General features: G+C 52.2%; 12 protein-coding genes. 7 read left to right on the forward strand and 5 right to left on the reverse strand.

Annotated elements, in window-relative coordinates; all coding sequences use genetic code 11:
- Nucleotides 1–29: 29 nt before the first annotated feature.
- From BZJ21_RS06280 to BZJ21_RS06300, 5 genes are all read left to right on the forward strand, one after another.
- A complete protein-coding gene (locus BZJ21_RS06280) occupies nucleotides 30–743 on the forward strand; it encodes a GntR family transcriptional regulator (RefSeq protein ID WP_077661231.1) in 714 nt (237 codons plus the stop codon).
- Nucleotides 744–833: 90 nt separating this feature from the next.
- Complete coding sequence (prpB, locus tag BZJ21_RS06285; RefSeq protein WP_077661232.1) at nucleotides 834–1,703, forward strand: methylisocitrate lyase; 870 nt, start codon at nucleotides 834–836, stop codon at nucleotides 1,701–1,703.
- Between the two features lie 114 nt (nucleotides 1,704–1,817).
- Nucleotides 1,818–2,969: a bifunctional 2-methylcitrate synthase/citrate synthase gene (gene prpC / locus BZJ21_RS06290; protein ID WP_077661233.1), complete on the forward strand. Its 1,152-nt coding sequence runs from the start codon at nucleotides 1,818–1,820 to the stop codon at nucleotides 2,967–2,969.
- A 43-nt stretch (nucleotides 2,970–3,012) separates the two neighbouring features.
- The gene (locus BZJ21_RS06295; protein WP_077669377.1) at nucleotides 3,013–4,464 is read left to right on the forward strand and encodes a bifunctional 2-methylcitrate dehydratase/aconitate hydratase; all 1,452 of its coding nucleotides are present in this window, start codon (nucleotides 3,013–3,015) and stop codon (nucleotides 4,462–4,464) included.
- A gap of 46 nt (nucleotides 4,465–4,510) precedes the next feature.
- Nucleotides 4,511–6,415: a propionyl-CoA synthetase gene (locus tag BZJ21_RS06300; protein WP_269087437.1), complete on the forward strand. Its 1,905-nt coding sequence runs from the start codon at nucleotides 4,511–4,513 to the stop codon at nucleotides 6,413–6,415.
- Between the two features lie 156 nt (nucleotides 6,416–6,571).
- Here the strand turns inward: BZJ21_RS06300 and BZJ21_RS06305 are convergent, their stop codons facing one another.
- Nucleotides 6,572–7,759, reverse strand: coding sequence for a class I SAM-dependent methyltransferase (locus tag BZJ21_RS06305; RefSeq protein WP_077661236.1), 1,188 nt, complete (start codon nucleotides 7,757–7,759; stop codon nucleotides 6,572–6,574).
- 185 nt (nucleotides 7,760–7,944) lie between these two features.
- Nucleotides 7,945–9,318: a methyl-accepting chemotaxis protein gene (locus BZJ21_RS06310; protein WP_077576614.1), complete on the reverse strand. Its 1,374-nt coding sequence runs from the start codon at nucleotides 9,316–9,318 to the stop codon at nucleotides 7,945–7,947.
- A gap of 81 nt (nucleotides 9,319–9,399) precedes the next feature.
- Between BZJ21_RS06310 and yccX the strand changes: the two genes are divergently transcribed.
- On the forward strand, nucleotides 9,400–9,672 hold the full coding sequence (gene yccX, locus BZJ21_RS06315; protein WP_077461090.1) for an acylphosphatase: 273 nt from the start codon (nucleotides 9,400–9,402) through the stop codon (nucleotides 9,670–9,672).
- Between the two features lie 150 nt (nucleotides 9,673–9,822).
- Here yccX and BZJ21_RS06320 read toward each other — a convergent pair whose 3' ends face one another.
- The 3 genes from BZJ21_RS06320 to BZJ21_RS06330 form a co-directional block, all read right to left on the reverse strand.
- Nucleotides 9,823–10,152: a TusE/DsrC/DsvC family sulfur relay protein gene (locus BZJ21_RS06320; RefSeq protein ID WP_025672953.1), complete on the reverse strand. Its 330-nt coding sequence runs from the start codon at nucleotides 10,150–10,152 to the stop codon at nucleotides 9,823–9,825.
- 201 nt (nucleotides 10,153–10,353) lie between these two features.
- Nucleotides 10,354–11,022, reverse strand: coding sequence for a Bax inhibitor-1/YccA family protein (locus tag BZJ21_RS06325; RefSeq protein WP_046073363.1), 669 nt, complete (start codon nucleotides 11,020–11,022; stop codon nucleotides 10,354–10,356).
- 207 nt (nucleotides 11,023–11,229) lie between these two features.
- Nucleotides 11,230–12,507, reverse strand: a complete 1,278-nt coding sequence (locus BZJ21_RS06330) for an NRAMP family divalent metal transporter (protein WP_077661237.1) — start codon at nucleotides 12,505–12,507, stop codon at nucleotides 11,230–11,232.
- A gap of 581 nt (nucleotides 12,508–13,088) precedes the next feature.
- Here BZJ21_RS06330 and BZJ21_RS06335 point away from each other — a divergent pair.
- Complete coding sequence (locus tag BZJ21_RS06335; protein WP_077461092.1) at nucleotides 13,089–14,297, forward strand: NupC/NupG family nucleoside CNT transporter; 1,209 nt, start codon at nucleotides 13,089–13,091, stop codon at nucleotides 14,295–14,297.
- Nucleotides 14,298–14,554 lie beyond the last annotated feature (257 nt).

Consider the following 14,554-nt stretch of genomic DNA (forward strand, 5'->3'; position numbering starts at 1 on the left):
GGCTGTATTAAAGTTTTTAGGCGGTATTTATGTCTTTATTGTCGACAAATGACCAGGCTCTCGACCAACACACGCAATCGACTCCGGCTGAGTCACGTGAGCCCACCAAGTCAGCCAGCCTGACCGAGCAGCTTATCGAGGCGATAGTGAGCGGCACCTATCCAGCAGGCACCAAGGTATCGGAAGCGGGATTAGCCGCCGCGTTTGGCGTCAGCCGAGGTCCACTGCGCGAGGCGATGATGCGGGTCGAAGCCTTAGGACTGGTAGAGCGGGTGCCTCATGTGGGCGCGAGAGTGGTGACGCTGACACATCGCCAATTAGCCGAGATCTACGCAGTGCGAGAAGCCTTAGAGGGCATGGCGGCAAGACTGGCGTGCGCGCACATCACCGATGCCGAGATCGATCAGTTAAGTGAGGTGCTCGCCACCCACCATGCCTATATCGAGCGGGTGGAGGGGGCGGCCTACTTTCATCAACAAGGCGACTTTGATTTTCATTATTGCATCATCAAAGCCAGCCATAACCAGAAACTGATCAACCTGTTATGTGGTGAGTTATACCACTTGCTGCGTATGTACCGCTTTCAATCGCCCCGGGCGCATTCTCGCCCCCAGCAAGCGCTGCAAGAGCACATGCAAATTTTGGCGGCAATTCGCGAGCGCGATGCCGAGCTGGCGGAAATGCTGATGCGTCGTCACATTCAGCGCAGCCGCCAACTGATTGAACAGCGAATAGCAGATTGAATAGCAAATAGCAGATTGAATAGTCACTGACGAATTAAAAATAGTGCGGCGGCGATCCCCGCTAAGCCACGAATTTACAAGGAGAATACTATGAGTGCAGGTGCGCGTTTTCGCCAAGCGGTGAGCAGCAATATTCCGCTGCAAGTCGTCGGCACAATTAACCCCTATTGCGCCATGATGGCAGAGCGGGTGGGGCATCAAGCCATTTATCTATCCGGAGGCGGGATTGCTAACGCCTCTTACGGCTTACCGGATTTGGGGATCACGACTCTCAACGATGTGTTGGAAGATGTTCGCCGGATCACCGCAGCGACCGACGTGCCCTTGCTGGTGGATATTGATACCGGTTTTGGCGGCGCGCTCAATATTGCTCGCACTATTCGTGAAATGGAGCGTGCCGGCGCGGGTGCGGTGCATATGGAAGATCAAGTGGCGCAAAAGCGCTGCGGTCATCGTCCCAACAAAGAAATTGTCAGCCAAGCTGAAATGGTCGACCGCATTAAAGCGGCGGTGGACGCGCGCACCGACCCTGAGTTTGTGATCATGGCGCGCACCGATGCGTTGGCGGTGGAAGGCATGGACAGTGCCGTCGCCCGCGCCAGGGCGTACGTAGAAGCGGGTGCGGACATGATTTTCCCCGAAGCCATGCAAACGCTCGAGCAGTACCAAGCCTTTGTCGAGCAAGTAAAGGTGCCGGTGCTGGCGAATATCACCGAGTTTGGTCAAACCCCACTGTTTACCAGTCAAGAACTAGCGAGCGTGGGGGTCAGCATGGTGTTGTATCCGCTCTCTGCATTTCGTGCTATGAACCAAGCCGCCCTCAATGTGTATCAACACCTGCTGGAGGATGGTCACCAGAAAAACGTGGTCGACGCCATGCAAACCCGTGATGCGCTCTATGACTTCTTGGGGTATCACGCCTACGAACAGCAATTGGATCGCCTATTTGGCAAAGAGTGATCACAGACGCACACCAACGGTGTGAAAACGTCGGTTACACCACTGGAATTATCATCACGTTCACGGATTCATGCAGCGGTTGAATCTGATGGCATCAAAGGAAAGGAGCCAATCATGACAAATGTCGCCGTCGCACCTAACGAGAAACCAACCTCTGGCGCAGGCCTGCGTGGCCAAAGTGCCGGCACCACCGCCTTGTGTACGGTCGGGCAAACCGGCACTGGATTAACCTACCGTGGTTATGACATTACCGATTTAGCCAATCACGCCCAATTTGAGGAAGTGGCGTACCTGCTACTCAAAGGCCAACTCCCCAATCGCCAAGCACTGGCTGACTACACCGAAACCTTGGTTGGCAAGCGGGGACTGCCTGACGCCTTAAAAGCGGTGTTGGAACGGATCCCGGCCAATGCGCATCCCATGGATGTGATGCGTACTGGCTGCTCGATGCTGGGTAATTTGGATCAAGAAACCGACTTTAGTGAGCAAGCGGATAAAACCGATACGCTGTTGGCGATGTTACCGGCCATTATCTGCTATTGGTATCGCTATTCGCATGATGGCGTGCGAGTCGATACCTATCAGCCAGAGGTGAAAAGCATTGGCGGTTACTTCCTGAAAATGCTGACCGATGAAACGCCGTCGCCACTGCATGAATCTGTGATGCATTGCTCGCTGGTGCTGTATGCCGAGCATGAGTTCAATGCTTCGACCTTTACCGCCCGTGTGTGCGCGTCCACCTTGTCCGATTTGCACTCTTGCATTACCGCGGCTATCGGCAGTTTGCGCGGTCCATTACATGGCGGTGCCAACGAAGCGGCAATGGCGATGCTGGAACAGTGGCGGTCGCCTGACGAAGCCGAAGCTGGATTAATGCAAATGCTCGCCAATAAAGACAAGGTGATGGGCTTTGGCCATGCAATTTACCGTGAGTCAGATCCCCGCAATGCCCTTATCAAACATTGGTCGAAACAGCTTGCCGAAAACGCACCAGACGCTTGGCTTTATGACGTGTCTGAGCGGGTTGAGCAAGTGATGAAGCGCGAAAAAGGCTTGTTCCCCAATGCCGATTTTTATCATGCGTCGGCCTACCACTTTATGGGGATCCCGACCAAATTGTTTACCCCGATTTTTGTGATGAGCCGAGTAACGGGCTGGGCGGCGCATGTGTTTGAGCAGCGCGCCAATAACCGCATTATTCGTCCAAGTGCCGATTACGACGGCCCTGAACACCAAGATTGGCTATCTATCGATCAGCGCCCCTAATCGGCGCGCATTCACCCGATTGAAATTACAGAAGGAATTGACCATGAGCAACAACGTAGAACTGAACCAGCGCCCCGACCCCGATGCCTTATTGGTGCAAATTGCTGACTATGTCGATAGCACGCCGATTGCCTCGGCAGAAGCCTACAACACCGCACGCAACTGTTTGATGGACACCCTTGGCTGTGGCTTGCTGGCGCTACGTTTCCCTGAATGCACCAAACACCTGGGTCCACTGGTGCCGGGTACTACAGTGCAACATGGTGCGCGTGTGCCGGGCACCTCTCATGAGCTTGATCCGGTCACTGCCGCGTTTAACATCGGTTGTATTATTCGCTGGCTGGATTTTAACGATACTTGGCTCGCCGCCGAGTGGGGCCATCCGTCCGATAACCTAGGTGGAATTTTGGCCACTGCCGATTATTTAAGCCGTGTGGCCGTGTCCGAAGGCAAACCGCCGCTTACCATGCGCGATGTGCTGACTGCGATGATCAAAGCGCATGAGATCCAAGGCGTGCTTGCTCTTGAAAATAGCTTTAACCGCGTCGGGCTCGATCACGTTTTATTGGTGCGCGTGGCGTCGACGGCGGTGGTCACCAAAATGCTGGGCGGTAATCGTGACCAGATCATTGATGCCGTTTCACAAGCGTGGGTAGATGGTTGTGCACTGCGCACCTACCGCCATGCGCCGAACGCCGGTTCACGCAAATCGTGGGCGGCGGGCGATGCCACCTCCCGCGCGGTGCGTCTGGCGATGATCACCATGAAAGGCGAAATGGGAATGCCGTCGGTACTCAGCGCGCCCAAATGGGGCTATTACGATGTGTTGTTTAACGGTAATCCCTTTAGTATCAAACAAGACTTTGCCAGTTACGTGATGGAAAACGTGCTGTTTAAGATTTCCTTCCCTGCTGAGTTTCATGCTCAAACCGCGGTGGAAGCGGCCGTTACCTTGCATGCACAGGTTAAAGACCGGGCTGACGAGATTGAACGTATTGAAATCACCACCCATGAATCGGCCATTCGCATCATTTCTAAAGAAGGGGAGTTGGCCAACCCGGCCGACCGTGACCACTGCCTGCAATATATGGTGGCGGTGCCGCTGTTATACGGCAATCTGGTGGCTGAGCATTATGAAGATGCTTTCCATTACGCCGACCCGCGTATTGACGCGCTACGGCAAAAAATGGTGATCAAAGAAGACCCACGCTATAGCGCGGAATACCTAGAAGCCGACAAGCGCTCGATTGCCAATGCGATTCAAATCTTCTTTACCGATGGCAGCCACACTGAACAAGTCGCAGTGGAATATCCGATTGGTCATCGCCGTCGTCGCGAAGAAGGGATCCCCGTGCTGGAGCAAAAATTCCGCACCAACTTGGCGACCCGTTTCCCACGCGCACAGAGTGAAAAAATCGTTGCCTTGTGTAGCGATCAGGCGGCGCTGGAGAAAACCCCGGTGCACGAATTTATGTCGTTGTTTGTGATTAACTAAGCACGCGGAATGAATCCATTGCTTGCAAACGTATCGCCTGCCAAGGGTGGGCGATAAGGAGCCGCTTATGCAAGAAGCAAGTTACCAACACCATGCGGATTGGGCCAGTCGTGACCCCGAGGGATTTTGGCAGGCACAGGCCAAGCAGCTCGATTGGTTTACCTTTCCACAAACCATTCTTAGCAAAGACGATAATGGCATTGAGCGCTGGTTTGCCGATGGCACCATGAACACGGCATATATGGCACTCGATGCCCATGTCGAACAAGGCCGGGGCGAGCAAACCGCGCTGATTTACGACTCACCGGTTACCGATAAAAAAACCACCTACACTTATGCGGCGCTGCGTGACTATGTGGCGAAAGTGGCGGGCATGCTGGCAGGGCTAGGGGTTGAAAAAGGGGATCGCGTGGTGATTTATATGCCCATGATCCCAGAAGCAACCGTAGCGATGCTCGCTTGCGCACGGCTTGGTGCTATTCATTCGGTGGTGTTTGGTGGCTTTGCCCCGAACGAGCTGGCGGTACGAATTGAAGATGCGGAGCCCAAAGCGGTGCTCACCGCCTCATGCGGGATTGAAGGCGAGAAAACCTTGGCGTATAAGCCGATGGTTGATCAAGCCATCATGGACAGCCGCTACAAACCCGACCATGTGGTGGTCTATCAACGTGCGATGTGTCGTGCCAATTTAGACAATCCGCGTGATGCCGACTGGGCAGCATTATTGGCTGAAGCAAAGCCTGCAGCACCGGTGCCCGTCAATGCCACGGATCCTTTGTATATCCTCTACACCTCTGGCACTACCGGCAAACCCAAAGGCGTGGTACGTGACAATGGCGGTCATGCCGTGGCGATGAAGTACAGCATGAGCGCGATTTACAACGTTAAACCCGGCGAGGTGTTTTGGGCCGCGTCGGATGTCGGTTGGGTGGTGGGGCACTCGTATATTGTGTATGCTCCTTTGCTACATGGCTGCACCACGGTGATGTTTGAGGGCAAGCCCGTCGGTACACCGGATGCGGGTGCCTTTTGGCGCGTGGTTGATACATATAACGTCAGCATCTTATTCTCGGCGCCTACCGCCTTTCGGGCGATTAAAAAACAAGATCCAAACGGTGATCACCTTGCGCGCTATCCGATGACATCTTTACGTACCGTGTTTATGGCGGGCGAACGGCTTGATCCACCGACATTGGAATGGGTGGAAGAAAAGACCCAGCGACCCGTGGTTGATCACTGGTGGCAAACTGAAACTGGCTGGGCGATTGCGGGTAATCCATTGGGGTTAACTTGCTTTGCGACCAAGCCCGGCTCGGCAACCATGCCAAGCCCTGGCTATCAAGTGCAGATCCTTGATGAAATGGGCGAACTGGCGGCGCCAAACCAACAAGGATATATTGCGATAAAACGGCCCCTGCCGCCTAGCTGCCTGCCCACGGTGTGGCGTAACCACGATCGCTTTGAAGCCGGCTATCTCAGCCAGTTCCCCGGCTATTATGTGTCTGGTGATGGGGGTTACATGGATGAAGATGGCTACGTGTTTGTGATGGGACGGATTGACGATGTGATTAACGTCGCAGGTCACCGTTTATCGACCGGCGAAATGGAAGAGGTGTTAGGCAGCCATGAAGCGGTCGCCGAATGTGCGGTGGTGGGCATGCACGATGAGCTTAAAGGCCAATTGCCGCTCGGCTTAGTGGTGCTGAAAGACGGCTTTGTCTCAGTGAGTGGCGAGATAGAACGGGAATTGGTGCAGCGTGTGCGTGACAGAATTGGCGCAATTGCTTGCTTTAAACAAGCAGTTATCGTCGATAAGTTACCCAAAACACGCTCAGGTAAAATCTTGCGCCGTATTATTCGCCAAATGGCGGATGGCGAGTCGTATCAGGTCCCCTCGACCATTGATGACCCTAGCAGTTTGGAGGCGATTGCCTCGGCGTTGTCATCGTAAGCTTTGTTATTCAAGCTTTATTATTCAGGGCTTGTTATTCAGGGCTTGCTATTTAGAGCTTGTCATTCTGAGCGTGACAATAGGTGCGACAACGCGTGGTATCACAGCAATACCACGCGTTAAGATAAGAGCGCGCTTATTGAGTGATGCGCGGGCTTATTGAATCAAACACGCAAACCCTTTAAGGTAGAAACCTTCTGGATAAGCACTGTGAGTGGGGTGATCCGCGGCTTGTGCAAAGCGTTCGATAAACTGCACGTTTTTACCCGCATCTAATGCCGCGTCCGCCAAGATCTTTTGGAATAACCCTGAATCCATTAGCCCTGAGCATGAATAACTGAGCAGCACACCGCCTGGGTTTAGCAGCTGCATGGCGAGCATATTGATATCTTTATAACCGCGGCATGCGCCGTTCAGTTGTGATTTCGATTCGGCAAACTTGGGCGGGTCCATCACAATGACGTCAAACCGTTCGCCTTGTTCGCGATAAGTGCGCAGCAGCTTGAAAACATCGGCATTCACAAACTCAGCACGGGTGAGATCAAAGCCGTTACGTTCGGCATTGGCCTTGGCTCTATCGAGCGCAGGCTGTGACACATCCACATTGATGACCCGTTTGGCATTGCCTTTTTGCGCATACAAGCCAAAGCCGCCAGTGTAACAAAAGCAGTTTAAGACGCGTTTGCCATCCATATATTTCACCGCTTGTTCGCGGCTATCCCGTTGGTCGAGGTAAAAACCGGTTTTATGGCCATTGGTAATGTCGACCTCAATCGCAACCCCATTTTCTTCGATGATGACAGTGGCCGGTGGCTCGTCACCGTGTAATACGCCGATACGTGGTTTCAAACCCTCCTTTTTGCGAATCGCAACATCCGAGCGCTCGTAAATATGGCAGTCAGGAAATTCGCTACGCAGCGCGGTGACCAGGTGATCGCGTTGGGCATCCGCGCCGGCGCTCAGCAATTGGCACACTAGGTAGTTATCGTATTTATCCACGGTAATGCCGGGCACACCGTCTGACTCGGCGGCCAATAGACGGTAACCGGTTAAGCCATCACGCTCGGCGAGCATGGTACGTAGCGATTTTGCCGCACGAATACGGGCGAGGAAAAAGTCACTGTCGATGACGGTTTTCTCAAAGCACCACATGCGTACCCGAATTTGTGATTGCGGCGAGAATGCCCCTAGGCCTAAAAATTCGCCTTGATGATCACAAACAGTGACAGTGTCACCTAATCCGGGCTTGCCTTCAACGCGGGTGATTCCTCGCGAGAAAATCCAAGGATGGCGGCGTTTGATTGATTTATCGCGGCCTTTGGCGAGATACACAGTGGCAGTCATGATGGTTCCTAACAATGGGTGGTGCAAAACACGTCAAAATGCTGAGTGAAGCACCTGCATCATGACGTGACTTGCGGATAAAGCAAAAAGGGCGGGTATTGTCGAGCAAGGCTGACGGCATTGCAATAAAAACGCGCCCAGAGTAGGGCGCGCGATAAGGGGAATGATGGAATCAAACCATGGCGTTAGGTGCGAAGCCCTGCCACTAAGGTTTTAAGCTGGTGGGCTTGTGCGCCAAGTTCGCTCACTTCGGTAGCGGAATCACGCAGCATTTGGGCAACCTGGGTAGACTGGCTGCGTACTTGCTCCACATCTTGCGAAATCGTACCCGCAACATTACCTTGCTGCTCAGCAGCGGCGGCAATTTCGGTGCTGCGATCGGCAATGGTGCCACTGCGCTCAGCGATTTGGCTGATCTCAGTATCAATCTCTTGCACCGCCGCCTCACTGGCTGACGCATTTTCAACCGTGCCTTCCATCACCCGGCGTAGCTCGGCGGTGTGCGTTTGCAGTGACTCAATCATAGATTGAATATCAACCGTCGATTCCTGGGTGCGGCTAGCCAGTGTGCGCACTTCGTCTGCGACCACGGCAAAGCCACGACCTTGTTCGCCGGCACGCGCGGCTTCAATCGCGGCGTTGAGCGCCAGTAGGTTAGTTTGTTCACTAATACCGTTAATGGTGGTTACCACGGTACCGATTTGCTCGGCGTTTTTGCTCAGCTCGCTGACTTTATCTGCCGCTTGAGCTATCTCGCTGGCAAGACCATTAATCGCGCTCATGGTTTGCTGAACTTGCTGACGCCCCAGATTTGCAGCTTCTGTGGCTTCTTGTGTTTGGGTTGATGTCTCGGTGGCATGCGTTGCGACCTCGCGAATTGAGCTCGCCATTTCTTCGGTCGCGCTGGCCAGCGAATCAAGGTACTGACGCTGGCTCTCGCCCACAGCTTCGCTTTCATTGCTGCGCTGCTGCAAACTTGCGGACAGGCCGTCCATCATCTCTGCGCTTTCCTGGATCGCTTTTACCAAACTCTGTTCACGCTCGAGCACTTGATCGATAGTAACGGCAATTTGGCTAAACTCATCACGGACCGGGATAAAGTTCATCCGGTAACTTAGCTCACCATCTGCTAGCTTTAATAAAGCTTGGTTCATGGTGTACATGGCGCCGCCGATAAAGGTCATGATGTAGTAAATCAGCACTGCAATGACTAACACCATGCCAAGCAGCAGGCTCCAATCGGTGGCGCTCATATGGCTAAATAGCGAGCCGTCGAGCTGATAGATAAGCTCATTGCCATTGAACGTAAAACCGGTTTGCTGGCTATTGAGCAGGGTTTGCACCTCGCCTTTCGGGAGGTCGTATTTTTCAACCATGGCTTGAATGGCTTGGCCTTCCGCTTCCATCTTGTGTGCCACACGGGTATCCGAGGCTGCATCTAAGGTAAGCGCAATCACAACCATTGCGAGTAAGGGGAGGAAAAAGATAAGGTAAAATTTCTCTTGGAGCCGAAGGTGGATGAAATATTTATCAATCCATCGAAACGCAACTTCTTTCATGACGTAATCCTGTCAAACGACTTGTCTCATGTAGCGTTATACAGGTGTCGTTTTGCAATGGGAATACAGTAGAGGTGACCGATGTCTCAAAAATGTATTAGGGCCTATGTCACAGGTCACGTTCAGGGGGTTGGCTTTCGTTATCAGACCGCCCATGAAGCGATAAAGCTCTCATTGACCGGGTATGCGAAGAACTTACCGGATGGGCGTGTTGAGGTACTGGCATGTGGCCGCAATGAATCGGTGGATGCCCTCATGGCGTGGTTAGATAAAGGGCCGCCTACCGCGGGTGTTGATCAGGTCGATAAAGAAGACGTGGAGTGGCGCGCCGTAGATGGCTTCGCAATACTATAGCGACTCGATAGGACCATGTCGTCTAGGTAACAAGCCTAGGTAACAAGTCGTGTTTAGCTAAAAAACAGCGCCTAGGTAACAAATAGCAATTAGCTAAAACATGTAAGCGCCGCGGTGGGTAGTGCGGCGCTTATAGGCTGGGCATCGGTACTAAAGACATTTAGCCGGCTTAGGTAAACCTGCCAGTTTTGTTGCCTGTTTAGCGGGACCTTTCGGGAACAGCTTGAACAAATACTTGCTGTTGCCTTTTTCTGGGCCGTATTCTTTTTCCATCGATTTAACCAACAAACGCACCGCCGGTGAGGTGTTGTATTCTTGGTAAAAGTGGCGGACAAAGTGAATCACTTCCCAATGTGCTTCGGTCAACGCAATGTTTTCCTGTTCGGCAAGCAGCGGTACCAAGGCTTCGTGCCAGTCGTCCACGTTTTTTAAATACCCCTGCGCATCCGTCGCAATGGTTTCACCTTCATACACCAGCATAGTCTTACCTTTGTTCGTCATCTGATCGGACGTTATCGCTGTTATTAAAGCTGCAAAGCATAGCGAGCAGGGAGGGCGAGTGCAACTGGCGTTCAACCGTGACTCCGTGCTGCGCGCCGCACTGAGTAGGTGCGCCATTTAACGACAAAAAAGCCGGCGCGTGCCGGCTCTTTGTGTTTGTTACTGACGAGTCCCTAGGGTTTAGTCGTCGTTCATAAAGCCAAGAATGCTCAGCATATGAACGAAGATGTTGAAGATGTTCAAGTACAGCGACACTGTGGCGCGGATGTAGTTGGTCTCGCCGCCATTAATGATGTTGCTGGTGTCATACAGAATAAAGGCTGAGAAAATCAGTACCGCGATGGTGCTAATTGCCAGGCTCAACGCCGGGATCTGCAAGAAAATATTCGCGACCATTGCCACTAATAGAGCAATCACACCGGCAACCAAGAAACCACCCATGAAAGAGAAGTCTTTCTTAGAGGTAATGGCATACGCCGATAGGCCTAGGAACACCATCCCAGTGGTGGCAAGCGCCTGCATCACAATGCCTGGGCCGCTAGAAAGGCTCAGGTAGTAAGTCAGGGTTGGGCCGAGTGAGGCACCCAGCAAGCCGGTGAAGACGAATGTCCACACAATACCGGCAGAAGAGTTCATGGTGCGTGGTAGCACAAAGAACACGATCGCCAACGCACCTAGGGTCATACCTAGCGACATCATTGGGCCGATGCCGACAGCGATAGCGATAAAGGCCGCGATAGCACTGGTGATCAGTGTCATCGATAGCAGTGCATACGTGTTACGTAGCACCTTGTTTGTAGATAACGCACTCTGCTGTGACTGGCTGTGCGAAACGATACGATCGTTCATAACGTTCTCCCGGTTGGGTTAACAATCCATTTTTATATACGACAGTTATGCGGGCAGTCGTTCACTTTTTCAAGCTGCCCACGTCCTTAATCTAAACCACGACTGGCTTTTATAGGGTTAATAATACCTTATCCGCGCCTAACACCGATGGTGAAGTTGTAAAGGGATGTTAACCCAGCCCTTAAAGCGCGAACAAGGTAAAGTTTGTTACATCAACCACTTCCACCAGACGAACACGGCCAAGAAACCAAATAAATAGACCAGCCCGGTGATTGCCAATGCGCGCATCGCCTTGCTCATGGTCACTTCGGGTGGTAAACGGTGCTTGGTCACCAAAATATAGTTCAATAGCGCGAAAAAGGGCGTGGTGACAAATGCCGCGACCATGGCAAAATCAAGCATGGTCAGCAGCGCCCCAGTCCAAAATGCTACGATAGCCAGTGCCAACACAGCGATCAGTACCATCCAGCCTTGTGTAACTGCGGGTTTTGCTTCTGCTTCTGTTTGCTCGCGTAATAACCGTTGCGATTCGGACACCACCCGCGCATAGCCATCGATTACCGTGATGGTGCTGCCGAAGATACAGAAAAAGGCGACCACCGCAATCAAATAACGTGACCACTCGCCAATGGTGGCGGCATACAAACTCACCAATTGATGAGAAAAGCCAATACCGGATTGTTTCAGTTCCACCCCGCTGCCGTGCAGAAGCAGGGCACCCAGTGATAAGAACACAATCGCCAATAGCGCGGTGCCAATGTAGCCGACGTTAAAATCAAACAGCGCCGCTTGGGCATTGATTGGCTCAGATTGCGCTTTGCGCTTGAGCCACACCGATGTAATGCTAGAAATTTCAATCGGGGCGGGCATCCAACCCATGGTGACCACAATAAAGCCAATCGCTGCTACGGACCAAATCGACGGCGCATTAAAACTAGGCTCGACCGCGACTGGGTTACCGACCGCAACTGTAACCGCGACCAAAGTGGCGCAAGTTAGCGTTGCCATGATTACTTTAGCAAGCAGATCCAATGCCTTGTAGTGGCCAGCAATTAATATCACCAGGCAAGTGATCACAATAATGGTCGACAACACCGTTAGTGACAGATCAAACGGCACAAAATAGCTTAATAAGCTGGCGCTAAATAAGGTCAAGGCAGCGGTGTTAATAACACCAGACACGGCACTCAGTGCAACAAACAGCCACAAGTAAGGGCGGCCTAAGCGCGCATAGCCTTCTACCAGCGTTTCGCCAGTGCCTGCGGTATATTGTACGCCTGCTCGAAAAAAGGGGTATTTAAATAAGTTAACGAGCAGGATCAATGCTGCGAGCTGCCAGCCATAAATAGCACCGGCTTTGGTAGATGCAACAAGGTGAGATCCACCTACTGCCGCCGCGGCCATCATTATCCCTGGCCCCAATGCGCGTAGACGTTGCATCACCGACAAGCTAGAGCCTGCCTGATGCGAAGAGACGGTTTGCATGTGTGTTTCCTTTATAATAATTGCGTTGTTGTGTTTGCTTAATTTTATGATTTAACGCTATTGCTTTTATATTTTACGCGTAAGGCCGATTTTTATCGTTTTGCCTTCAGTGTTTTTGTCAATAGCTACCCATGAATAGCATATGAGTTAAACGTGTCAACCAGTCTTGCCATATTTATTCAGAGTAGGCGTCACGCTGGGTGCGAATGACCAACACCGCTAACCTGACATAAATATAAAGCGATAAACATCCGACCATTGTCTGAGAGAGCAGACAGCGCCGGAAAAGATCTTAGCAGGGTGCAATCAGGGCTGAATAAGTGTGATCTAAGATCAAATTCTGCTGGAAATGAGACTCCAATCACAATAGAATGCTCGCCCAACATGCGCTCTTTGCTCAGTGATAGGCAAAGAGTGGCTGTGTCGCGATTCGCGGCTGAAGAAAAAGCGTCCAAGGTAGGGCCCACCTTCACCGAACCCGCGGTACGATGTAACGCATGATGGAACCTCTTGCCTCCCCGGCAGCGTGTCGTACTCATCCGTACCGCAAGTGCAATACAACACGGCAAGGTAATCTATTTATGCAACTCCTCTATAGTGCGGCAGGTCTCGTCGCTCTGGTTCTGTGCGCGTGCGCATTTTCCACTAACCGTAAAGCTATCAATTGGCGTACCGTGCTCGGCGCGTTTGGTTTGCAAGCCGGTTTCGCGGCGTTAGTGCTCTATATCCCCTTTGGGCAAGCCATGCTGGGCTCAATGAGCAATGGCGCGGCTAAGTTGTTATCGTTCGCCAACGAAGGCATAGAATTTGTATTTGGTCCGCTGGCCAATGATGGATTTATCTTCGCTGTTAAAGTTCTGCCGTTAATCATTTTTATCAGTGCGCTGATTTCTCTCCTTTATCATCTCGGCATTATGCAGTGGGTTATTAAATTGCTCGGCGGGGGCATACAGCGATTACTCGGCACCAGTCGAGCTGAGTCGCTGGTAGCCACCAGTAACATCTTTCTTTCTCAGGGCGAATCTCCTTTGGTGGTTCGCCCTTTTCTTAGCAAAATGACTCGCTCAGAGCTATTTGCGGTGATGGTCGGCGGTATGGCCTCGGTGGCCGGTAGTGTGCTTGGCGGTTATGCCGCGATGGGTGTAGATTTAAAATACCTGATTGCGGCGAGCTTTATGGCGGCACCGGGTGGGCTATTGATGGCCAAAATCATCGTCCCAGAGACCGAAACACCGGCCGAGCAAAGCCAGGTTGAGATCAGCGATAGCGACCAAGCAAACGCGATTGATGCATTGGCTAGCGGTGCGATGAACGGCATGAAAGTCGCGGTTGCGGTCGGCACCATGCTGGTGGCCTTTATCAGTGTGATTGCGATGCTAAACGCCGGGCTGAGTAGTTTAGGGGAGTTGGTCGACATTGACGGCTTAAGCCTAGAAATGTTGTTTGGTTACCTATTCTCACCCCTGGCGCTGCTTACCGGTGTACCCGTGCATGAAGTGTTTGATGTCGGCAACCTCTTGGGACAGAAGATTGCGCTTAATGAGTTTGTCGCCTTCTTATCCTTTGCCGATATTAAAGCCAACCTGTCGGTGCAAAGCCAGGTGATTGTGACTTTTGCCTTGTGTGGCTTTGCCAATATCGGCTCGATTGCCATTCAACTTGGCTCCATCGGTGCCATGGTGCCAGAGCGCCGCAAAGATGTGGCAAGCTTAGGCGTGCGCGCGGTGATTGCTGCCACCTTTGCCAACCTAATGAGTGCGGCATTGGCGGGTATTTTTATCGCGCTATAAACATTGCGCGGTAACGAGACTTAGTTAAAGTATCTCAGTAAAAGCAGGGCGATTGGCGGCAAGCTAATCGCCTTTTGCTAACATATTCGCCAAGCTGATCACAGCTTGAGCGAACAGACAAAAAGCGGCAAATAAAGGGTTTACAACCCACAGCGAACCCAATAATATACGCCGCGTTCCGGAGAGATGGCTGAGTGGTTGAAAGCACCGGTCTTGAAAACCGGCAAGGGTTAATAGCCCTTCTAGGGTTCAAATCC

It is taken from the genome of Salinivibrio costicola subsp. alcaliphilus, assembly GCF_001996185.1.
In the GTDB taxonomy this organism is placed as follows: Bacteria; Pseudomonadota; Gammaproteobacteria; order Enterobacterales; family Vibrionaceae; genus Salinivibrio; species Salinivibrio costicola.